A 20,403-nucleotide genomic window follows, 5' to 3' on the forward strand; every position below is an offset into this window, starting at 1 on the left:
CCGTCGCGCCGCGCAAAAAAAACGCCCGCCGGTGCTGACCGGCAGGCGTTTCGCGACGCGGGGCGCTTTATTTCAGATCGATGATGCTGGTGCCGGTCATTTCCGCCGGAATCGGCATCCCCATCAGGGTCAGCAGGGTCGGCGCCACGTCGGCCAGCACGCCACCTGCGCGGATGGTCGCCGGGCGCTTGCCGACATAGATGAACGGCACCGGCTCGCAGGTGTGCGCGGTGTGCGCCTGGCCGGTGCACTCGTCTTCCATCTGCTCGACGTTGCCGTGGTCGGCGGTGATCAGCGCTTCGCCGCCGACCTTGTCCAGCGCCGCGACGATGCGCCCGACGCAGGTATCCAGGCATTCCACCGCGGCCACCGCTGCGGAGAACACGCCGGTGTGGCCGACCATGTCGCCGTTGGCGTAGTTGACGATGATCACGTCATAACGCTGCTGCTCGATGGCCTCGACTATCTTGTCGGTCACTTCCGGCGCGCTCATCTGCGGCTGCAGGTCGTAGGTGGCGACGTTCGGCGAGGGGATGAGGATGCGCTCCTCGCCGGCGAACGGCTCTTCGCGGCCGCCGGAGAAGAAGAAGGTGACGTGGGCGTATTTCTCGGTCTCGGCGATGCGCAGCTGGGTCTTGCCGTTGTTGGCCAGGTACTCGCCGAGCACATTGGTCAGCGGTTCCGGTTTGTAGGCGCTGGGCGCCGGGATGCTCGCCGCGTACTGGGTGAGCATGACGAAGCCGGCCAGTTGCGGCACGCGCCGGCGCTCGAACTCGTTGAACTCGGGCTCGACGAAGGCGCGGGTCAGCTCGCGGGCACGGTCGGCGCGGAAGTTCATGAACACCACGGCGTCGCCGTCTTCGACTTTCACCGGTTCGCCGATGGTGGTGGCCTTGACGAATTCGTCGCTCTCGCCGCGCTCGTAGGCGGCGGCCAGGCCTTCCACGGCGCTGGCGGCGTTGAACTGGCCGGCGCCGTCGACGATCAGGTGGTAGGCCTGCTCGACGCGGTCCCAGCGGTTGTCGCGGTCCATGGCGAAGTAGCGTCCGGTGAGGCTGGCGATGCGGCCCTTGCCGAGCTTGGCGAAGGTGGCGTCGAGCAGCTCGATGGACGGCTGGGCGCTCTTCGGCGGGGTGTCGCGGCCGTCGAGGAAGGCGTGCAGGTAGATCTTCTCGGCGCCGCGGCGGGCGGCCAGTTCGGCCATCGCCACCAGGTGGTCCTGGTGGCTGTGCACGCCACCATCGGAGAGCAGGCCGAGGATGTGCACGGCCTTGCCGGCGCTCACGGCTTTATCCACGGCGCCGGTGATCACGGCATTGTCGAAGAACTCGCCATCGCGGATCGCCTTGGTCACCCGGGTGAAGTCCTGATACACCACGCGGCCGGCGCCGAGGTTCATGTGGCCGACCTCGGAGTTGCCCATCTGCCCGTCCGGCAGGCCGACATCCATGCCGCTGCCCGAGATCAGGCCATGCGGCTGGGTGGCGCGCAGACGGTCATAGACCGGCGTGTGGGCCGCGTGAATGGCGTTGTACTCGGGGTTGTCGCTGTGACCGAAGCCGTCGAGGATGATCAGGACCAGGGGTTTGGGCGTGGCGCTCATGGGGGCTGGCTCGCTGTGCATGGTGAGCAAAAAGGTCGCGCATTTTACGGCCATAAGCCCGCCGCGTCACCGCCCGGCGGGGCTTGGCCGATAGGGCATGCTGTGTATACTGGCCGGCATTTTAACGCCCTGGAACTCCGCGATGTTGGCCCACCTGATTGAATTTGCCACTAACCACTATGTACTGACCGCATGCTTCGCCTTCCTGCTGGTGCTGCTGATCGTCACCGAGCTGCGCAAGGGCGGCAAAAGCCTGTCCAGCCGTGAGCTGACCACCCTGGTCAACGGCGAGCAGGGCCTGGTTCTGGACGTGCGCAACAACAAGGATTTCGCCAGCGGCCACATCGTCGGCGCCCTGAACATCCCCTTCGACAAGCTCGCCGGGCGCATGGCCGAACTGGACAAGCACAAGGCCAAGACCATCATCGTGGTCGATGCCATGGGCCAGCACGCCGGCAGCGTTGCCCGCGACCTGCAGAAGGCCGGTTTCACCGCGGCCAAGCTGGGCGGCGGCATCGCCACCTGGCGTGGCGACAACTTGCCCGTGGTCAAGTGATATGCCCGAGATTGTGGTTTACTCCAGCGCCTGGTGCCCCTACTGCGTCCGCGCCAAGCAACTGCTGAGCAGCAAGGGTGTGGCCTTCCACGACATCAGCGTCGATGGCAAGCCCGAAGCGCGCGCCGAAATGACGCGCAAGGCCGGGCGCACCTCGGTACCGCAGATCTGGATCGGCAGCATCCATGTCGGGGGCTGCGACGATCTCTATGCCCTGGAGCGCGCCGGCAAGCTGGATGCGCTGCTGCAGGCCTGAACCCTTTCAGAAACCCGTAATAAGAAGACTTCGTCATGACCGAACAAGCAAACAGCGGTGCCGCCCAAGCCGAGCAAGGGCCTCAGTTCTCCCTGCAGCGCATCTATGTGAAGGATCTGTCCTTCGAGGCGCCGAAGAGCCCGGAGATCTTCCGCCAGGAGTGGGCGCCGAGCGTCGCGCTGGACCTGAACACCCGGCAGAAGTCCCTGGACGGCGACTTCCACGAAGTGGTGCTGACCCTCTCGGTGACCGTGAAGACCGGCGAAGAGACCGCCTTCATCGCCGAAGTGCAGCAGGCCGGGATCTTCCTGATCAAGGGCCTGGACGCCGCGTCCATGAGCCACACCCTCGGCGCCTTCTGCCCGAACCTGCTGTTCCCCTACGCCCGTGAAACCCTGGACAGCCTGGTGGTGCGTGGCTCCTTCCCGGCGCTGATGCTGGCTCCGGTGAACTTCGACGCCCTGTACGCCCAGGAGCTGCAGCGCATGCAGTCCGCCGGCGAGGCGACCGCCCAGGCCTGAGGCCGGCGGTGATGAAAAAAGCGCCCCGCGGGGCGCTTTTTTTTCTGCCTGCTATCTGTACTCAAAACGTGTTCAACGTCTCGCGAGCTCAACGCAGCATGGCGCGATGCGCAGCAGGCTTTGAGCACGTTTTCAGGCCATGGCGAAGTCGTTCTGTCGCCAGGCCTCGTAGACCACCACGGCCACCGCATTGGACAGGTTGAGGCTGCGGCATTCCGGGCGCATCGGCATGCGCAGGCGTTGCTGGTCGGGGATCTGCTCGAGGATCTCGCTGGGCAGGCCGCGGCTTTCCGGGCCGAACAGCAGCAGATCGCCGCGGCGGAACTGCATTTGCGCGTAGCTGTGGCTGGCTTTTGTGGTGAATGCCAATACCCTGTCGCACTGGGTCTCCGCGATGCAGTCGCCCAAGGATTTGTGGCGTTTCAAGGTCGCGTATTCGTGATAATCCAGGCCGGCACGACGCAGGCGCTTGTCGTCCAGTTCAAAACCCAGGGGCTCGATCAGGTGCAGCTGGCAGCCGGTGTTGGCGCACAGGCGGATGATGTTGCCGGTGTTCGGCGGGATCTCGGGCTGGAACAGAACGACATGGAACATGGGGCGGGCTCGGGGCAGGGCGAAGGCTGACATTCTACAGTGTGCCGCCGCGTGCCGTTGGCTTCGGGGCGGTGCCGGGACGGCAGGTTCACAAGGGGCAGTGGGTGGAATCTATGCGAGAGAAGGCCGCGGCGGACGAGCTGTCCGCCGAACAGCGCCAGCAACTGCAGGCCCAGGCGGCGGACGAGGCCGCGGCGGCGCGCCAGGAACGTACCGAGCGCCTGCGCCGCGGTTCGCTCTGGCTGGCCGCGGTGATCCTCATGGGCCTGCTGGTGGGGCTGATGATCGGCCGGGTGGTCAAGGGCGTGCCCAACCTGGCCAGCGTCAGGCCGCCGGTGCAGGCCGCAGTCGCTGCGCGGGTTATCGAGGTGCGGTCGCCGCATGACGGCAGCGGCCTGGAGCTGCAGGTTTTGCTGGATCGCCCGGTGGCCTACCGACGCAGCGAGGAAAGCGGCGCGGTGAGCCTGCGCCTGCCGGGCGCGCAGCTGGAGGGCGCGGCGCGGCGCGGCCGGGTTCAGGCTGGCGGGCGCAGCCTGTCCTGGCGGGTCGAGAGCCGTGGCGCGGATGTGCAGGTGTTGCTGGTCGGCCTGGGCCAGCGCGTCGAGGTGCGCGAGCGCCTGGAGGCGGCCGGCGAGCGCTGGCTGCTGCGGATCGAGGTGCCGCTGGCGCCGCCCGCCGCCGTTGCAGCGCCGTCGGCCAAGTGAGGCGGCTAGCGGGTCTGGATTCATGGCGCCAGAAAGCACAAAGGCCACCCGCGAAGGTGGCCTTTGTGTTGGGCTTGTAAAAGAGGGGAATCCCCGGCCTGCCTGTACCAAGGTCCCCGAAACTGGGATTGCTAGAGTCTATGCAGACTGTGTGCCAGTTTTATTACGACGCCTGCAGGCCTCGTGAATCCTGGGTTGCAGCGGTTTCTGACGGTCCGGCTCGGGCGCTGGCGGGACTGCGCTTGACTCGTGGCTGTGCACCGGGTCGAGGCGAGTGCATTGCTCTGGCGCATTTGTACTGGCCGGGTTGTTCGCGGCTTCAGTCGCGAAGCCCTGCCGGGTCGCCCTTGTGTGGCGCCCATGAAAAACGGGCCCGATCGGGCCCGTTTCAGGGTGGCGCCGGGCGTGCGGCTTATTCGTCGCCGTCGTCGTCATCGCCGCCGTCGACCTTCATGCCCAGTTCCTTGATCTTGCGGGTCAGGGTGTTGCGCCCCCAGCCCAGCAGCACGGCGGCATCGCGGCGGCGGCCGGCGGTGTGCTTGAGCGCGGTCTCGATCATGATCCGTTCGAAGGCCGGCACGGCGCTATCGAGCAGGCTGGACTGGCCGCGGGCCAGGGACTGGTCGGCCCACTGGCGCAGGGCCTGTTCCCAGTTGGTCGCCGGCGCGCTTTCCTGGGGCTGGGTGAGCAGCTCCGGCGGCAGGTCGTCGACGTGCACTTCGCGCCCGGAGGCCATCACGGTGATCCAGCGGCAGGTGTTCTCCAGCTGGCGCACGTTGCCCGGCCAGGGCAGGTGCTTGAGGTAGTCCTCGGTCTCGCTCTTCAGCAGCTTGGGCTCCACCGCCAGCTCCTGGGCGGCGCGGGCGAGGAAGTGGCGGGCCAGGGTGGGGATGTCCTCGCGGCGATCGGACAGGCGCGGGATGTGGATGCGGATCACGTTGAGGCGGTGGAACAGGTCTTCGCGGAACTTGCCGGCCTGCACCAGGGTTTCCAGGTTCTGGTGGGTGGCGGCGATGATGCGCACGTCGACCTTGACCGGGGTGTGGCCGCCGACCCGGTAGAACTCGCCGTCGGCCAGCACGCGCAGCAGGCGGGTCTGGGTGTCGGCCGGCATGTCGCCGATTTCGTCGAGGAACAGGGTGCCGCCGTCGGCCTGCTCGAAGCGCCCGCGGCGCTGGTTGGCCGCGCCGGTGAAGGCGCCCTTCTCGTGGCCGAACAGCTCGGACTCCATCAGGTCCTTGGGGATCGCCGCCATGTTCAGCGCGATGAACGGCGAGGCGGCGCGCGGGCTGTGGCGGTGCAGGGCGTGGGCGACCAGCTCCTTGCCGGTACCGGATTCGCCGTTGATCAGCACGGTGATGTTGGAGTGGCTGAGGCGGCCGATGGCGCGGAACACCTCCTGCATGGCCGGCGCTTCGCCGATGATTTCCGGGGTGGCGGCCTGCTCGACCGGAACGGCCAGGCCCTGCTGCTCCTGGGCGTGCTGGTTGGCGCGCTTGACCAGGGACACCGCCTCGTCGACGTCGAACGGCTTGGGCAGGTACTCGAAGGCACCGCCCTGGTAGGAGGCCACGGCGCTGTCCAGGTCGGAATGGGCGGTCATGATGATCACCGGCAGGCGCGGGTGCAGGTCGCGGATGCGCGCCAGCAACTCCAGGCCGCTGGCGCCCGGCATGCGGATGTCGGAGATGATCACGTCCGGCTGCTGGCGGGACAGGCGGCTGAGCACGCCGTCGGCGCTGTCGAAACTCTGGGTGGTCATGCCTTCCTGTTGCAGGGCCTTTTCCAGCACCCAGCGGATGGAACGGTCGTCATCGACGATCCAGACGGTTTCACTGCGGCTCATGACTAAGAGGCTCCTTGTTCCAGGGGCAGGAAGATCGAGAACACGGTATGGCCGGGGTGGCTCTCGCACTCGATCAGCCCCTGGTGCTGACTGATGATGTTCTGGGTAATGGCCAGGCCCAGCCCGGTACCGTCCGGGCGGCCGCTGACCATGGGGTAGAAGATGGTTTCCTGCAGCTCGGCGGGAATGCCCGGGCCGTTGTCGATGATTTCCACCTTGACCACCAGGCGGTGGCGGGTGTGGCCGATGGTGAACTGGCGCAGGGTGCGGGTGCGTAGGCTGATGCGGCCCAGGCGCAGGTCGCTCTGCCCGGCCAGCGCCTGCATGGCGTTGCGCACGATATTGAGCACCGCCTGGATCATCTGCTCGCGGTCGATCAGCACATCGGGGATGCTCGGGTCGTAGTCGCGCACCAGGGTGATGCTGCCCTGGCATTCGGCCTCGATCAGGCTGCTGACCCGCTCCAGCACCTCGTGGATATTGGTCATGGCGAGGCTCGGCAGCTTGTTCGAGCCGAGCATGCGGTCGACCAGGTTACGCAGGCGGTCGGCCTCCTCGATGATCACGTTGGTGTAATCCTTGAGGCTTTCTTCCGGCAGCTCGCGGGCCAGCAGCTGGGCGGCGCCGCGGATGCCGCCGAGCGGGTTCTTGATCTCGTGGGCCAGGCCGCGCACCAGCAGCTTGGTGGTTTCCTGCTTGGACAGCTGCGCCTCTTCCTTGGTGATGCGCAACAGGCGGTCGCGCGGGTGCACTTCCAGCAGCAGCAGGGTCTGGCCGCGGTTGAGGATCGGCGTGACGGCGTAGTCCACGGTGATGGTCTGGCCGCTCAGCGAGGTGAGCAGGGCTTCGCGCTTGGTGAAGGGGTGCGCGTGCTCGACGGCCTGGCGCAGGGAGCTGAGCGCTTCGGCCGATTCGGTGAACAGTTCGCTGATGAACTGGCCGTGGCTGCGCTGGCCGCTGACGGCCAGGAGCATCTCCGCCGCCGGGTTCATGTACTCAAGACGCAGGTCGTCGTTGAGCAGAATGGTGGCGGTGGTCAGGTTGTCCAGCAGCAGGCGCAGCAGTGTGTCGTTCAGGGTCATGGGCAGGCATCCGGCAATGGGCAGGAAAATGCAAGAAGCAAACCAAAGCCCTGAAAAGTTGCGTGGTTTCTGCGGGTGACGCGGTTTTGGCTGCTTTTCAGCGCAGGGCGTGGTGCGCGGGATGAACCAAAACAGGGAGAGTATAGAAATCGGTGCAGATCAATGCGTCAATTTGGTGCATTGATCTGCCGGGTCAGATGAAGGGAACCAGGGGGATGTCCTTGGGCTCTGCCGGTTTGTCCTTCAGCGGGCATTCCGGGCGCACGCCGTAGTCGGCTTTCTTGCATGGATTGGCCTGGCGCTTCTGCGCCAGGGAGATGCGCTTGATGTGCACCGGCTGGCTCGGCGTGCGTTCGACGATGCGCCCGCCGGCGTCGAGGATTTCCACCGACAGCTGGTGGGTGCCGCGATCGATGTTCTGCAGCGGGAAGACCGGGCTGCGGCCGGGCTGGCCGACGGGCTGGCCATCCATGATCAGGCGGAAGTTATGCTCCGGCAGCAGGCCGGGCTCGCTGGTGGCGGTGACGATCAGGTTGCCGGCCTGGTCGATGATGGTCGCGTCAGGCTCGGGGATGAGGATGCGCAGCAGCTGGTAGGCCGGCGGCTTGGGCTCCTCCAGGGTCAGCGATACCGGTGGGCGGCTCACCTCTACGCCGTTCATGCTGTTGGACGGCGCCATCTCGATGCGTTCGGCGCGCTCGGAGGGCGGCTGGTCGGTGAACACCCGATTGCCGTCGGCATCGATGTAGGTGTAGACGCCGGCCTGCGCGGGCAGACCGGTGAGGCAGAGAAGCAGGCAGAACAGCGGGCGATACATAAGCGTCGGGTTGCTCGCGGGGAAGTGGCGGGATTACGGGGCCGGCCTGGGGGTTGGCGTCGGCGTTGGCTTGGGGCGCGCCGGGCTGTTGATGCTGATGCGCTGCACGGTGAAGGTCTGGGTGGGGCTCTGCTGGATGACCTGGTCGCCGCTGAGTACCTCGACCGCCAGGCTGTGCTCGCCACGATCGGCGTTGCTCACCTGCAGGCGGGTGACATTGCTCGGTTGGCCATGGGGTTTGCCATCCAGCAGCAGGCGCAAGCGGTGCCCGGGGATCAGGCGCGGCTCGATCGCCACGCCCACGGTGAAGGTGCCATTGTTGGCCCGCAGTGCTTCCTCGGTGGGGATGCCGGTGAGCTGTAGCACCTGGTAGGCATCCTGCGCGGCGGCAGGCTCGGGCGTCTCGACGACGACGCTGGGCTTTTGCGCGGGCACCGAGTTGGTCGGCGGCAGCTCGACGGATTGCGCCGCCTGGCCTTCCGGCGGCTGGTTGGTGAACACCGTGTTGCCGTTGGCATCGGTGTATTTGTAGATCTGCGCGGCGGCCGGCAGGGCCAGGGCGCAGAGCAGGCAGGCGGTGAGCAGGCGCATCGGTGTACTCCCGGGTGAGCTGTGCCTAAGCCTTGCATCTGCAGGGCTGGCTGGCAAGCGCACGGCTTTCCCGGCGTGTTGTGGCGCAAAAAAAAGACCTCCCGAAGGAGGTCTTTTCATCACGCTACCGGCTTAGACGCTGTAGTACAGGTCGTATTCCAGCGGGTGTACGAAGGTGCGTACCTTGATTTCCTCTTCGCTCTTCAGCTCGGTGAAGGCTTCCAGGAAGTCCTTGCTGAATACGTTGCCCTTGAGCAGGAAGTCGTGGTCGGCCTCCAGGGCCTCCAGGGCTTCTTTCAGGCTGCCGCATACCTGCGGGATCAGCTTGGACTCTTCCGGCGGCAGGTCGTACAGGTTCTTGTCGGCCGCATCGCCAGGGTGGATCTTGTTCTGGATACCGTCGATACCGGCCATCAGCAGGGCGGCGAAGGCCAGGTACGGGTTGGCAGCCGGATCCGGGAAGCGCGCCTCGATGCGACGGCCTTTCGGGCTGGCGACGTACGGGATGCGGATCGAGGCGGAACGATTGCGGGCCGAGTAGGCCAGCATCACCGGCGCTTCGAAGCCCGGAACCAGACGCTTGTAGGAGTTGGTCGCCGGGTTGGTCAGGGCGTTCAGTGCCTTGCCGTGCTTGATGATGCCGCCGATGAAGTACAGGGCGGTATCGGACAGGCCGGCATAGCCTTCGCCGGCGAAGGTGTTCTTGCCATCCTTGGAGATGGACATGTGCACGTGCATGCCCGAGCCGTTGTCGCCGTACAGCGGCTTCGGCATGAAGGTGGCGGTCTTGCCGTAGGCGTCAGCCACGTTGTGCACGCAGTACTTCAGGGTCTGAACTTCGTCGGCCTTCTTCACCAGGGTGTTGAACTTGACGCCGATTTCGTTCTGGCCGGCAGTGGCCACTTCGTGGTGGTGCACTTCGACGACCTGGCCCATTTCTTCCAGGGCGTTGCACATCGCGGTGCGGATTTCGTGGTCGTAGTCGGACGGCGGGGTCGGCAGGTAGCCGCCCTTGACTGCTACGCGGTGGCCCTTGTTGCCGCCTTCGAAGTCGGCGTCGCTGCTCCAGGCCGCCTGTTCGGAGAAGATCTTGAACATCGAGCCGGACATGTCCGACTTGAACTTGACCTGGTCGAAGATGAAGAACTCCGGCTCCGGGCCAACGAATACGGTGTCACCGATACCGGTGCTTTTCAGGAACTCTTCGGCACGCTTGGCGATCGCGCGCGGGTCGCGGTCGTAGCCCTGCATGGTGGACGGCTCGATCACGTCGCAGACCAGGATCAGGGTCGGCTCTTCGGTGAACGGGTCGAGAACGGCGCTGTCGTCTTCCGGCAGCAGGATCATGTCGGAGGCTTCGATGCCTTTCCAGCCGGCCAGGGAGGAACCGTCGAACATCTTGCCGTGTTCGAAGAAGTCTTCGTCCAGGGCGTCGCGGGCCGGCATGGTGATGTGGTGCTGTTGGCCACGAATGTCAGTGAAGCGCAGGTCTACCCACTTCACATCGTGTTCTTTGATCAGTTGAATTGCCTTAGACATGCTGTCCTCCAGGTGGAAAGAGGCGGGTTATGGGGCCGCCCCCGAATATGGTTGAAGCCGGGCGGGATAATCCGCCTGAGCGACTTGCCTCACAAGGGAGCAATTAGTGTGCCAGTGCACGGGAATGGGCGCCATGCCTGAAAATCAGGCGTTGCGCGGCTTGCACCAGTTTTTCCACCCTGCGCAGTGCTTCTTTTTGGTGCCTATTTTTATCGCTGCGCACCATTTTAGGTCTTTTGCATTCTGCCGAGTTGTTTCTGGTTAAAGCTTGAACAATTTCCGCTATAATCCGCGCCCTTCTTTTTTCGGCTGCCTGGCGTACGCGCTGTCCCATGAAACTCATCGTCAAACCCTTCGCGGAAATCACCATCAAGAGCCGGCCGGTGCGCAAGCAGTTCATCCGCCAGCTGGCGAAGAACATCCGCACGGTGCTGCGTGATCTGGACCCCGAGCTGGAGGTGCAGGGCGAGTGGGACAACCTCGACCTGATCAGCCAGGTGCGCGAGCCGAAGATCCAGGCGCAGATGTTCGAGCGCCTGCGCAACACCCCGGGCATCGCCCATTTTCTCGAAGTGCACGAATATCCCTACCTCGATTTCGACGACACCTTCGAGAAATGCCGCGCGCATTTCGGCGCCCAGCTGCCTGGCAAGCGCTTCGCCGTGCGCTGCAAGCGCGCCGGCAATACCCATGATTTCACCTCGGTGGATCTGGCCGGCCACATCGGCAGCCGCCTGCGCCGCGAGTGCGGTGCCAGTGGCATCGACCTGAAGAACCCCGAGACCGAAGTGCGCCTCGAGGTGCGCTACGAGCGCCTGCTGATCATCCACGCCCAGCACCAGGGCCTGGGCGGCTATCCGCTGGGCTCGATCGAGCAGACCCTGGTGCTGATGTCCGGCGGTTTCGACTCCACCGTCGCCGCCTACCAGATGATGCGTCGCGGCCTGCTGACCCACTTCTGCTTCTTCAACCTTGGTGGCCGCGCCCACGAGCTGGGCGTGATGGAAGTGGCGCACTACCTGTGGCAGAAGTACGGCAGCTCGCACCGCGTACTCTTTATTAGCGTGCCGTTCGAGGAAGTGGTGGGCGAGATCCTCGGCAAGGTCGACAACAGCCAGATGGGCGTGGTGCTCAAGCGCATGATGCTGCGCGCCGCCAGCCGCATCGCCGAAGAACTGCGCATCGATGCCCTGGTTACCGGCGAGGCGATCAGCCAGGTGTCCAGCCAGACCCTGCCCAACCTCTCGGTGATCGATTCGGCCACCGACATGCTGGTGCTGCGCCCGCTGATCGCCAGCCACAAGCAGGACATCATCGACTGCGCCACGCAGATCGGCACCGCCGAGTTCGCCAAGCACATGCCCGAGTACTGCGGGGTGATCTCGGTGAACCCGACCACCCGGGCCAAGCCGGGGCGCATCGAACATGAAGAAACCCACTTCGACATGGCCATCCTCGAGCGTGCCCTGGAGCGCGCCACGCGGATCACCGTCGACCGGGTGATCGACCAGCTGGGCGAAGACCTGCAGGTCGAGATCGTTGCCGAGGCGCTGCCCGGGCAGATCGTCCTCGATATCCGCCATCCGGATGCCGCCGAAGACGAGCCGCTGGTGTTGCCGGGCATCGAGGTCCAGACTCTGCCGTTCTACGCCATCAACAACCGTTTCAAGGAACTGGATGCCAATCGTCAGTACCTGCTGTATTGCGATAAGGGTGTCATGAGCCGCCTGCATGCTCACCATCTGTTGAGCGAGGGGCATGCCAATGTGCGCGTTTATCGTCCGGCATAAACAGCCGGGTTGGCTCGGTGGCAGTATCCGCCACCGCCCTCCCGACCGGCTGTTGCGCTAAAGCCGTTGCCGAACCTTTTTATTGCCGCAACCCGTCGCGGCCGCTGAATCCCTAATCGAGACGACACTGTGATCGAAAATCTCCGCAATATCGCCATCATCGCCCACGTCGACCATGGCAAGACCACCCTGGTAGACAAACTGCTGCGCCTGTCCGGCACCCTCGACCGCAAAGAGCTGGAATCCGAGCGCGTGATGGACTCCAACGACCAGGAAAAAGAGCGTGGCATCACCATTCTGGCGAAGAACACCGCCCTGAAGTGGAACGGCTACGACATCAACATCGTCGACACCCCCGGCCACGCCGACTTCGGCGGTGAAGTCGAGCGCGTGATGTCGATGGTCGACTCCGTGCTGCTGGTGGTCGATGCCCAGGACGGCCCGATGCCGCAGACCCGTTTCGTGACCCAGAAGGCGTTCAAGGCCGGCCTGCGTCCGATCGTGGTGGTGAACAAGATCGACCGCCCGGGCGCGCGTCCGGACTGGGTCATCGACCAGATCTTCGACCTGTTCGACAACCTCGGCGCCACCGAAGAGCAGCTGGACTTCCCGATCGTCTACGCCAGCGCCCTGAACGGCATCGCCGGTCTGGACCACGAGAACATGGACGAGCACATGGATGCCCTGTTCCAGGCCATCGTTGACCACGTGCCGGCGCCGAAAGTCGACGTCGACGGTCCGTTCCAGATGCAGATCTCCCAGCTGGACTACAACAGCTTCCTCGGCGTCATCGGCATCGGCCGTATCGCCCGCGGCAGCGTCAAGACCAACACCCCGGTGATCGCCATCGGCGCCGACGGCAAGAAGCGTCAGGGCCGTATCCTGAAGATCATGGGTCACTCCGGCCTGCACCGCGTCGAAGTCGCCGAAGCCCAGGCCGGCGACATCGTCTGCGTCAGCGGCATGGACGAGCTGTACATCTCCGACACCCTGTGCGACATGAACAACGTCGAAGCCCTGCCGCCGCTGTCGGTGGACGAGCCGACCGTGTCCATGACCTTCCAGGTCAACGACTCGCCGTTCTGCGGCAAGGAAGGCAAGTTCGTCACCAGCCGCAACATCAAGGAGCGTCTGGAGAAGGAACTGCTGCACAACGTCGCCCTGCGCGTCGAAGAAGGCGACTCGGCCGACAAGTTCAAGGTCTCCGGCCGTGGCGAACTGCACCTCTCGGTACTGATCGAAACCATGCGCCGCGAAGGCTTCGAGATGGCCGTCGGCCGTCCGGAAGTGGTGATCAAGGAAGTCAACGGCGAGAAGCAGGAACCCTACGAGAACGTCATCGTCGACATCGAAGAGCAGCACCAGGGTGCGCTGATGGAGCAGATGGGTCTGCGCAAGGGCGATCTGACCAACATGGTCCCGGACGGCAAGGGTCGTATCCGCCTGGAATACACCATTCCGGCCCGCGGCCTGATCGGTTTCCGTAACGCCTTCCTGACCATGACCTCGGGTAGCGGCATCCTGACCTCGACCTTCAGCCACTACGGCCCGATCAAGGTCGGCGAAGTCGGCCACCGCCAGAACGGCGTGCTGGTCTCCATGGCCACCGGCAAGGCGCTGACCTACTCCCTGGAAACCCTGCAGGACCGCGGCAAGCTGTTCCTCGAGCCGGGCCAGGAAATCTACGAAGGCCAGCTGTGCGGCATCAACAGCCGTGACAACGACCTGGTGATCAACCCCACCAAGGGCAAGAAGCTCGACAACATGCGCGCTTCCGGCAAGGACGAGACCATCGCCCTGGTGCCGCCGATCAAGTTCACCCTTGAGCAGGCCCTGGAGTTCATCGATGACGACGAACTGGTCGAAGTCACGCCGAAGTCGATCCGTCTGCGCAAGAAGTTCCTCAGCGAGACCGACCGAAAGCGCCACAGCAAGAAGTAAGTTCTAGCTGCGCTGCACCCGACGCCCCCGCAGGCTCTGCCTGCGGGGGCGTTTTCATGGCGGGCGGGAAAGTTCCGGGAGCAGGCTGCCGCGCGGGACGAACGGCACTCCGGGGCGGTGCGGCGGGGCTAGGCTGAAAGAGGCGAACGGCCTGTGTGGGGCGGTTCGCGGGAGGTCGGCATGAAACCTGTTGAGTGGTATATCGACGGCGTGCAGTTCGGCAGCTGCAACTGCATCTACGCCTGCCCCTGTCAGTTCGAGGGCTTGCCCAGCCAGGGCCACTGCCGCGGCTTCGAGGTGTTGCGCATCGAGCGCGGACGCTTCGCCGAGGTCGAGCTGGCCGGCCTGCAGGCCGCCATCCTGTACGCCTGGCCGGGGCCGATCTTCGAGGGCCGCGGCGAGATGCAGCTGATCATCGACGAGCGCGCCGACGCCGCGCAGCGCGAGGCCCTGGGCCAGGTGCTGCAGGGCGGCGAGACCAATCCGGGCGCCACCCACTGGTGGGTGTTCCACGCCATGAGCGAAACGGTGCATGCGCCGCTGTTCCTGCCCATCGACTTCAGCGTGGATATCGCGGCGCGCAGCGCCCGGGTCAGCATTGCCGGGGTGCTGGAGTCCGTCGGCCGGCCGATCCTCAGCCCGGCCACCGGCGAGGAGCACCGGGTGCGCATCGACATTCCCGCCGGGATCGAGTTCGAGCTGGCCGAGATCGGCCGGGCCGACACCCGCGCCCGGGCGGCCATCGAGCTGGACCTGCAGGACAGCTACGGGCAGTTCAACCGGGTCTGGCACTCGCGCGACGGCGTGGTACACGCGCCGGCGCGATGAGCCTGGAAACCCTGCTCAGGCGGGACCGCTGGCTGGCGCTGGCGGCGCTGGGCCTGCTGTTGCTGGCGGCCTGGGGCTACGTGCTGAGCGGCGCCGGCATGGGCATGGATGCCTGGGACATGACCCGCATGCCCAGCGTCTTTGGCCTGGCGCCGCGACCGCAGGCCTGGTCCTGGGGCTATGCCCTGCTGATGCTGGCCATGTGGTGGAGCATGATGCTGGCGATGATGCTGCCCAGTGCCGCGCCGGTGCTGCTGCTGGTGGCGGCGCTGAATCGGCGCGCCCAGCCGGGACGCCAGCCGTTCGGCAGCTGCGCCGGCTTCGTCGCCGGCTACCTGCTGGCGTGGGGCGGCTTCAGCCTGCTGGCGGTGCTGCTGCAGTGGCTGCTGATGCGCCAGGGCCTGCTCACCGCCATGCTCGGCAACACGTCCCGGCCGCTGGCCGGGGTGATCCTGCTGGTGGCCGGGGCCTGGCAGTTCAGCCCGCTCAAGCATGCCTGCCTGCACCACTGCCAGGCGCCGGTGCAGTTCCTCGTGCAGGCCCGCCAGCGCGGCTGCGGCAGCCTCTGCTCGGGGGCACGGCATGGCCTGTACTGCCTCGGCTGCTGCTGGGCGCTGATGGCCCTGCTGTTTGCCGGCGGGGTGATGAACCTGTACTGGATCATCGGCCTGACCCTCTATGTCATGGCCGAGAAGCTGCTGCCGGGCGATCCCTGGCTGAGCCGCCTGGCCGGCGCCGGCCTGCTGCTCGGCGGCTTGTGGCTGCTGGCGGCCTAGTCCACAGGGCCTTGCGCTTGGCCGGCTATTTGACGAAGTTTTCACTTCCCGCGTGACAGGGTAGGCAGATATTGCTGGGACTCTTCTGTCCGGCACTGGCACGAGGCATGGGTATGGCGGCAGTTGAGCGCATGGCTGGGGGCAGCAAGGGCACCGATTGGGCAGGCCTGGGCTGGATGTTCCTGTTCTTCTGGTACTTCTCCGGGGTGACCCAGCTGCTGATCCAGCTGACCGGTACCGCCGGCTTTGCCGGTTTTCGCCAGGCGTTCCTGCTCAGCGCCCTGTGGCTGGTGCCGCTGCTGCTGTTCCCGGCGCGCGCCCGTCTGCTCGCGGCGCTACTGGGCGGCTTCCTGTGGCTGTGCTCGCTGGCCGGCTTCGGCTACTTCCTGATCTACGGCCAGGAGTTCTCGCAGAGCGTCATCTTCATCCTGTTCGAGTCCAACGTGAGCGAAGGCAGCGAGTACCTGGCGCAGTATTTCGCCTGGTGGATGGTGCCGGCATTCCTCGCCTACGGCCTGGGCGCCTGGCTGCTGTGGCGCCGTGTGCGCCCGGTCTACCTGACCCGCCCGGTGGCGCTGCTGGCCTCGCTGGCCATGCTGTTCGCCTCGGTCGGCTACCCGGCGATCCGCCAGTTCAGCAAGCATGACAATCCGCTGACCGCCCTGGAGAACTTCGAGGAGCGCATCGAGCCGGCCACGCCCTGGCAGCTGGTGGTGGGCTATCGCCAGTACCGTGCGCAGCTGGCCAACATGCAGGCCCTGCTGGAAGGCAGCAGGCAGATCGCGCCGCTGCGCAATCTGCAGGATGCCCATGCCGGCCAGCCGGCCACCCTGGTGCTGGTCATCGGCGAGTCGACCAACCGCCAGCGCATGAGCCTGTACGGCTATCCGCGGCAGACCACGCCCGAGCTGGACCAGCTGCGCGACCAGCTGCAGGTGTTCGACAACGTGGTCACTCCGCGCCCCTACACCATCGAGGCGCTGCAGCAGGTGCTGACCTTCGCCGACCAGGAAAACCCCGAGGCCTACCTGAGCACGCCGTCGCTGGTCAGCCTGATGAAGCAGGCCGGCTACAAGACCTACTGGATCACCAACCAGCAGACCATCACCAAGCGCAACACCATGCTCACCACCTTCTCCAAGCAGGCCGACGAGCAGTTCTACCTGAACAACAACCGCGAGCAGAACGCCCGCCAGTACGACGGCGACGTGTTCGAGCCGTTCGCCAAGGTGCTGGCCGATACGGCGCCGCGCAAGTTCGTCGTGGTCCACCTGCTCGGTGCCCACATGAGCTACCAGTACCGCTATCCGCCGGAGTTCGAGCACTTCACCGACCGCAGCGGCGCGCCGGACTCGGTGACCGACGACCAGTTGCCGACCTACAACAGCTACGACAATGCCGTGCGCTACAACGACCACGTGGTCGCCAGCCTGATCAAGCGCTTCGCCGCCACCGACCCGAACGGCCTGCTGCTGTACCTGGCCGACCACGGCGAGGCGGTGTTCGATGCACCGAAAGGCGGGGTGCTGGGGCGCAACGAGGCGGCGCCGACCAGCCCGATGTACACCATCCCCTTCATCGTCTGGCATTCGCCGCGCTGGCAGGCCGCGCAGCCGCGTGACTTCAGCCTGGCGCTGGGGCGGCCCTACAGCAGCTCGCACTTCATCCACACCTGGTCGGACCTGGTCGGGCTGCGTTATGCCGAGTTCGATGCCAGCAAGAGCCTGGTCAGCGCCGAGTTCAAGCCGCGTCCACTGCTGATCGGCAATCCCGCGCAGCCGCAGAGCCTGATCGACTTCAGCCTGATCAAACCGAAGGCGACGACCTCGAATCTGGCCCAGCAGGAGCCGCCGAGCAAGGAAGTGCCCAGGGCGCTGTAGTCAGCCCTGGGTTTTCGGCCGCCAGGCGCAATAGCCGGGGCGCGGGCCGATGCGCGGGTGGTTGCGGCAGGTGTCCGGGCGCTGCTCGTAGACGGTGCACAGGCGGGTCTTGCGATCCAGATACATGCAGTCGCCGTTGCTCATGCGGGTCAGGGTGAAGATCCCCGACTTGGCGTTGAAACGCTCGATCAGCCCTTCCTTTTGCAGGCGCTTGGCGATGTTCTTCGGCGGCTCGCCGCGCTCGAACTCGTCGACCACGCCGATGCGGATCAGGTCGACGATGCGCACTTCCACCGGCATGGTGCAGCAGGTCGACATGCAGCTGGTGCACATGTCCCTGGTGTACTTGCTCCAGGTTTCCAGGCGGTCGATTTCCGCGGCGGCGATCAGTTGAGGTTTCATCGGCAGGGTCACAGGCGCGCAGCGCACAAGGTTGGGCGCGCGATGATAACGGTAGCGGCGAATTTGTGAACCCTTTCCTGCCGGGCGGCCGTGTACGTCATGGCTTACACGGCGTGCCGGCGATGGCCGCTTCCGGCCATTCGAACAGCTGTTTAATCTGCCCACCAAGGACGACGCGCAGGAAGCGCAGCAAAACAACAGGGATTAGTAGGATTGCTTGCCAGGATGGCGAGTCGACCAGGGAAGTCAGGAACCAATCTGCAGAACCCCGCGCTAGCGGGGTTTTTCTTTTTCTGCGTCCCGGTTTTTGCCGTCCTGTCGTAGGGTGCGCCGCGCGCACCGATCATCCGCTCAGCCCAGACCATCCAGCAACTGGCGCAGGGCGCTCGGCGCCAGGCCGGTCCAGCGCTTGAACGAGCGGCGGAAGTTGGTGACGTCGTGGAACTGCAGGTAGCTGGCCACCTCCTCGTTGCTGTAGCCCTTGACCCGATACAGGTACAGCGCCATGTGCGTGCGCGCCAGGTCGAGCTGTTCCTGGAAGTGGCTGCCGTGCTTCTGCAGCTTGCGCTTGAGGGTCGAGGGGCTCATGCCGAAGGCCTGGGCCACGCCCTCCAGCTGCAGCGGCTCGCGGCTATGCGCGAGCAGGTGGCTGTACAGGCGGTCGAGCAGGCTGGCGCGAAAGCCCAGCGCCGTCAGCTGGCGTTCGCTGTCCTGCTGCGCCACCTGGCCGGCGATGGCCGAGGCGCCCGGCCAGGGGCGGTGCAGGTATTCGCGGGGAATGCTCAGCACATCCACCGGCGCGGCGAACTGCACGTGCTCGCCCAGGTGCACCCAGTACTGCTCGACGTAGCGCGGCTGCGCATGGCTGAAGCTGGCGCGCCAGGGCAGGCGCTCGCCGGCCAGCCAGCGGCTCATGCCGACCAGCGCGGTCATGCTCGCCTCCAGCAGGAAGCGCTGCTGGACGCCGGCGCCACAGCTGTCCAGCCAGTAGATGTGCGCATGCCGCTCATCCAGCAGCAGGCGCGGGCTGAGCAGCGGGCTGAGCAGGGCGCGCTGGCGCCCGAGGATCTCCAGCGCCTGCTGCAGGTTCGCCGCCTGCTGCAGGGCATGGCTGGCGGCGCCATAGTGGCCGGGCAGCAGGCGCTGGCCGAACAGGAAGCTGCTGTCGTCGGCATCCAGCAGGCGCCGGCTGTTGTCGATCAGACAGAGGAACTGCTGCGGGCTGAGGCGTGCCTGGCCGCTGAGGATGTCCTCGTGGAACAGGCCGCTGCCGCGCAGCAGGCGGTGGCTGTCGATACCGCGCGACAGGGCCAGGTCGAGCAGCACCGCCGGTTGCCAGTGGCCGGGGATGAAGCGGCTGTCGCGCTCGTACCAGTCGGTCTTCAGGGTCATGGCCGCGGTCTCAGGCGCTGCAGGCGTAGGGCGGCTGCTTGGCCTTGGCCAGCGCCAGGTTGAGGCGTTGCAGCAGGCTCTGCGCATCGTCCTGCAGGGCCATCACCGAGGCGGTCGTGGCGCGCAGCTGCAGGCGCTCGCCATGCTGGCCGGTCTTGTGCGCCAGGTGCGCCACCGCCGTTTGCAGCTCCTCGGCCAGCTGGCGGGCCTGGCGCTCGCCGGTATTGGGCAGGAGCACCACGAAGCGGTCGCCGGCCAGGCGGCAGAGCAGGTCCTGACGGCGCAGGTTGAGCAGCAGCAGCTGGGTCAGCGCCTGCAGCACGCGGTCGCCCTCTGCGTGGCCGTACAGGCGGTTGATCGCGCCGAAGTCATCCAGGTCGACTATCACCAGCGACAGCGCCTGCTGCTCTTCACGGGCCAGGGTCAGGCTCTGCTCCAGCTGCAGGCGCAGGTAGTCGGCGGCGCCCAGCGGGGTGAGCTTGTCGAACAGGCGGTGCTCGCGGAACAGCCGTTCGCGCTTCTCCATCTGCGCGCTGATGGCCAGCTGCTCGTGGTGCCAGTGGTACAAGCCGAGGGTCAGCAGGACCAGGCCGAGCGGCATCGGCGCCGACTCCAGCCAGTTGTCCCAGCCGATGGCATCGGGGAGCTGGATGAACTCGTCGAGCGCATCCACCCACCAGGAGAAGAACACCAGGCCCAGGCCGAGGGCGAGGAAGTTGGTCACCCGCCCGGCCGGCCGGCTCTTCAGCACCAGGCCGAGCCAGACCAGGCACAGCAGCGCCGAGCCGCCCTCGCCGAGGATATCCAGCCACACCCACTGCGCCGCTGGCTTGAGGTCGCCGGCGGCCAGGTGCAGGAGCAGGCCGAGGTTGGCCGCCAGCAGCAGGCCGGCGAGTTTCAGGCGGTGCAGTTTGAACAGGGAAGGCATGGCCGCGCAGGCTCCGCGAAACGGGGGTCGCGGCCAGCAGAACAGAGGCATGTGACGAAATGGTTGCAGCGGGGGAGGTCGGATCGGCTCAGGTGAGTTGCGGGCAAATCTGCTGTTGCTGCGAACGTAGGGTGCGCCGTGCGCACCAAGGCCTCGTGCGGGTGGGCGGTGCGCACGGCGCACCCTACGCGTGCTGGGTCATTTCAGCCCAGAGTCGTCGGCAAACCCCGGTAAACCCCCGTGATTCGGGCCCTGCGCCACGGTCCTGTCACGGAACCGTCATGCCCCGCTCCTAGCTTGCGCCCCAAGTCGCCGGGCAGCGGTTCCGGCTGCAACGGATTTCTTGGGGAGATCAGC

Annotated in this window: 20 protein-coding genes; 9 read left to right on the forward strand and 11 right to left on the reverse strand. The window is 65.9% G+C overall.

Going from position 1 to position 20,403, the window contains the following annotated elements:
• Positions 1-67: 67 nt before the first annotated feature.
• Entirely contained in the window at positions 68-1,603 is a 1,536-nt protein-coding gene (gene gpmI, locus F3I62_RS03725) for a 2,3-bisphosphoglycerate-independent phosphoglycerate mutase (protein WP_160488324.1), read from the reverse strand.
• A gap of 142 nt (positions 1,604-1,745) precedes the next feature.
• On the opposite strand from gpmI, the gene F3I62_RS03730 reads away from it, so the two are divergent.
• From F3I62_RS03730 to secB, 3 genes are read left to right on the forward strand one after another with little or no spacing between them, the layout of a single operon-like run.
• A complete protein-coding gene (locus tag F3I62_RS03730; RefSeq protein ID WP_160488325.1) occupies positions 1,746-2,159 on the forward strand; it encodes a rhodanese-like domain-containing protein in 414 nt (137 codons plus the stop codon).
• Between the two features lies 1 nt (position 2,160).
• Positions 2,161-2,415, forward strand: a complete 255-nt coding sequence (gene grxC, locus F3I62_RS03735) for a glutaredoxin 3 (RefSeq protein WP_160488326.1) — start codon at positions 2,161-2,163, stop codon at positions 2,413-2,415.
• Positions 2,416-2,450: 35 nt separating this feature from the next.
• Positions 2,451-2,936: a protein-export chaperone SecB gene (secB, locus tag F3I62_RS03740; protein ID WP_160488327.1), complete on the forward strand. Its 486-nt coding sequence runs from the start codon at positions 2,451-2,453 to the stop codon at positions 2,934-2,936.
• 132 nt (positions 2,937-3,068) lie between these two features.
• Here the strand turns inward: secB and trmL are convergent, their stop codons facing one another.
• Entirely contained in the window at positions 3,069-3,530 is a 462-nt protein-coding gene (gene trmL, locus F3I62_RS03745; RefSeq protein ID WP_160488328.1) for a tRNA (uridine(34)/cytosine(34)/5-carboxymethylaminomethyluridine(34)-2'-O)-methyltransferase TrmL, read from the reverse strand.
• Positions 3,531-3,643: 113 nt separating this feature from the next.
• Here trmL and F3I62_RS03750 point away from each other — a divergent pair, with 113 nt between their 5' ends.
• Complete coding sequence (locus F3I62_RS03750) at positions 3,644-4,234, forward strand: hypothetical protein (protein ID WP_160488329.1); 591 nt, start codon at positions 3,644-3,646, stop codon at positions 4,232-4,234.
• Positions 4,235-4,646: 412 nt separating this feature from the next.
• On the opposite strand, the gene ntrC is transcribed toward F3I62_RS03750, so the two are convergent.
• The 6 genes from ntrC to F3I62_RS03780 all read right to left on the reverse strand — a co-directional run bounded on the left by ntrC (position 4,647) and on the right by F3I62_RS03780 (position 10,443).
• On the reverse strand, positions 4,647-6,080 hold the full coding sequence (ntrC, locus tag F3I62_RS03755; RefSeq protein ID WP_160488330.1) for a nitrogen regulation protein NR(I): 1,434 nt from the start codon (positions 6,078-6,080) through the stop codon (positions 4,647-4,649).
• 2 nt (positions 6,081-6,082) lie between these two features.
• Positions 6,083-7,162, reverse strand: coding sequence for a nitrogen regulation protein NR(II) (gene glnL, locus F3I62_RS03760; protein ID WP_160488331.1), 1,080 nt, complete (start codon positions 7,160-7,162; stop codon positions 6,083-6,085).
• 193 nt (positions 7,163-7,355) lie between these two features.
• Positions 7,356-7,979, reverse strand: a complete 624-nt coding sequence (locus F3I62_RS03765; protein ID WP_160488332.1) for a DUF4124 domain-containing protein — start codon at positions 7,977-7,979, stop codon at positions 7,356-7,358.
• Positions 7,980-8,012: 33 nt separating this feature from the next.
• Entirely contained in the window at positions 8,013-8,570 is a 558-nt protein-coding gene (locus F3I62_RS03770; protein WP_160488333.1) for a DUF4124 domain-containing protein, read from the reverse strand.
• A gap of 132 nt (positions 8,571-8,702) precedes the next feature.
• On the reverse strand, positions 8,703-10,109 hold the full coding sequence (gene glnA / locus F3I62_RS03775; RefSeq protein WP_160488334.1) for a type I glutamate--ammonia ligase: 1,407 nt from the start codon (positions 10,107-10,109) through the stop codon (positions 8,703-8,705).
• Positions 10,110-10,212: 103 nt separating this feature from the next.
• Positions 10,213-10,443 (reverse strand): hypothetical protein, encoded by a 231-nt coding sequence (locus tag F3I62_RS03780; RefSeq protein WP_160488335.1) that lies wholly within the window; start codon positions 10,441-10,443, stop codon positions 10,213-10,215.
• On the opposite strand from F3I62_RS03780, the gene thiI reads away from it, so the two are divergent.
• From thiI to cptA, 5 genes are all read left to right on the forward strand, one after another.
• Positions 10,442-11,899, forward strand: a complete 1,458-nt coding sequence (gene thiI / locus F3I62_RS03785) for a tRNA uracil 4-sulfurtransferase ThiI (RefSeq protein ID WP_160488336.1) — start codon at positions 10,442-10,444, stop codon at positions 11,897-11,899. The genes F3I62_RS03780 and thiI overlap by 2 nt on opposite strands.
• Before the next feature lie 129 nt (positions 11,900-12,028).
• On the forward strand, positions 12,029-13,840 hold the full coding sequence (typA, locus tag F3I62_RS03790; protein WP_160488337.1) for a translational GTPase TypA: 1,812 nt from the start codon (positions 12,029-12,031) through the stop codon (positions 13,838-13,840).
• Between the two features lie 180 nt (positions 13,841-14,020).
• Positions 14,021-14,668 (forward strand): DUF1326 domain-containing protein, encoded by a 648-nt coding sequence (locus tag F3I62_RS03795; RefSeq protein WP_160488338.1) that lies wholly within the window; start codon positions 14,021-14,023, stop codon positions 14,666-14,668.
• Positions 14,665-15,444, forward strand: coding sequence for a DUF2182 domain-containing protein (locus F3I62_RS03800; RefSeq protein WP_160488339.1), 780 nt, complete (start codon positions 14,665-14,667; stop codon positions 15,442-15,444). Before F3I62_RS03795 ends, F3I62_RS03800 begins: the two co-directional genes overlap by 4 nt.
• Positions 15,445-15,557: 113 nt before the next feature.
• Positions 15,558-17,324 (forward strand): phosphoethanolamine transferase CptA, encoded by a 1,767-nt coding sequence (gene cptA, locus F3I62_RS03805; RefSeq protein WP_160488340.1) that lies wholly within the window; start codon positions 15,558-15,560, stop codon positions 17,322-17,324.
• Here the strand turns inward: cptA and F3I62_RS03810 are convergent, their stop codons facing one another.
• The 3 genes from F3I62_RS03810 to F3I62_RS03820 form a co-directional block, all read right to left on the reverse strand.
• Complete coding sequence (locus F3I62_RS03810; protein ID WP_160488341.1) at positions 17,325-17,726, reverse strand: YkgJ family cysteine cluster protein; 402 nt, start codon at positions 17,724-17,726, stop codon at positions 17,325-17,327.
• 351 nt (positions 17,727-18,077) lie between these two features.
• Entirely contained in the window at positions 18,078-19,118 is a 1,041-nt protein-coding gene (locus F3I62_RS03815; RefSeq protein WP_160488342.1) for an AraC family transcriptional regulator ligand-binding domain-containing protein, read from the reverse strand.
• Between the two features lie 10 nt (positions 19,119-19,128).
• Complete coding sequence (locus F3I62_RS03820; protein WP_160488343.1) at positions 19,129-20,046, reverse strand: GGDEF domain-containing protein; 918 nt, start codon at positions 20,044-20,046, stop codon at positions 19,129-19,131.
• Positions 20,047-20,403: the final 357 nt, after the last annotated feature.

The organism is Pseudomonas sp. R-28-1W-6, assembly GCF_009799925.1.
GTDB lineage: Bacteria > Pseudomonadota > Gammaproteobacteria > Pseudomonadales > Pseudomonadaceae > Aquipseudomonas.

Coding starts and splice junctions, on each gene's coding strand:
- gpmI (WP_160488324.1), bottom strand. CDS start 1,603: ATGAGCGCCACGCCCAAACCCCTGGTCCTGATCATCCTCGACGGCTTC.
- F3I62_RS03730 (WP_160488325.1), top strand. CDS start 1,746: ATGTTGGCCCACCTGATTGAATTTGCCACTAACCACTATGTACTGACC.
- grxC (WP_160488326.1), top strand. CDS start 2,161: ATGCCCGAGATTGTGGTTTACTCCAGCGCCTGGTGCCCCTACTGCGTC.
- secB (WP_160488327.1), top strand. CDS start 2,451: ATGACCGAACAAGCAAACAGCGGTGCCGCCCAAGCCGAGCAAGGGCCT.
- trmL (WP_160488328.1), bottom strand. CDS start 3,530: ATGTTCCATGTCGTTCTGTTCCAGCCCGAGATCCCGCCGAACACCGGC.
- F3I62_RS03750 (WP_160488329.1), top strand. CDS start 3,644: ATGCGAGAGAAGGCCGCGGCGGACGAGCTGTCCGCCGAACAGCGCCAG.
- ntrC (WP_160488330.1), bottom strand. CDS start 6,080: ATGAGCCGCAGTGAAACCGTCTGGATCGTCGATGACGACCGTTCCATC.
- glnL (WP_160488331.1), bottom strand. CDS start 7,162: ATGACCCTGAACGACACACTGCTGCGCCTGCTGCTGGACAACCTGACC.
- F3I62_RS03765 (WP_160488332.1), bottom strand. CDS start 7,979: ATGTATCGCCCGCTGTTCTGCCTGCTTCTCTGCCTCACCGGTCTGCCC.
- F3I62_RS03770 (WP_160488333.1), bottom strand. CDS start 8,570: ATGCGCCTGCTCACCGCCTGCCTGCTCTGCGCCCTGGCCCTGCCGGCC.
- glnA (WP_160488334.1), bottom strand. CDS start 10,109: ATGTCTAAGGCAATTCAACTGATCAAAGAACACGATGTGAAGTGGGTA.
- thiI (WP_160488336.1), top strand. CDS start 10,442: ATGAAACTCATCGTCAAACCCTTCGCGGAAATCACCATCAAGAGCCGG.
- F3I62_RS03780 (WP_160488335.1), bottom strand. CDS start 10,443: ATGGGACAGCGCGTACGCCAGGCAGCCGAAAAAAGAAGGGCGCGGATT.
- F3I62_RS03795 (WP_160488338.1), top strand. CDS start 14,021: ATGAAACCTGTTGAGTGGTATATCGACGGCGTGCAGTTCGGCAGCTGC.
- F3I62_RS03800 (WP_160488339.1), top strand. CDS start 14,665: ATGAGCCTGGAAACCCTGCTCAGGCGGGACCGCTGGCTGGCGCTGGCG.
- cptA (WP_160488340.1), top strand. CDS start 15,558: ATGGCGGCAGTTGAGCGCATGGCTGGGGGCAGCAAGGGCACCGATTGG.
- F3I62_RS03810 (WP_160488341.1), bottom strand. CDS start 17,726: ATGAAACCTCAACTGATCGCCGCCGCGGAAATCGACCGCCTGGAAACC.
- F3I62_RS03815 (WP_160488342.1), bottom strand. CDS start 19,118: ATGACCCTGAAGACCGACTGGTACGAGCGCGACAGCCGCTTCATCCCC.
- F3I62_RS03820 (WP_160488343.1), bottom strand. CDS start 20,046: ATGCCTTCCCTGTTCAAACTGCACCGCCTGAAACTCGCCGGCCTGCTG.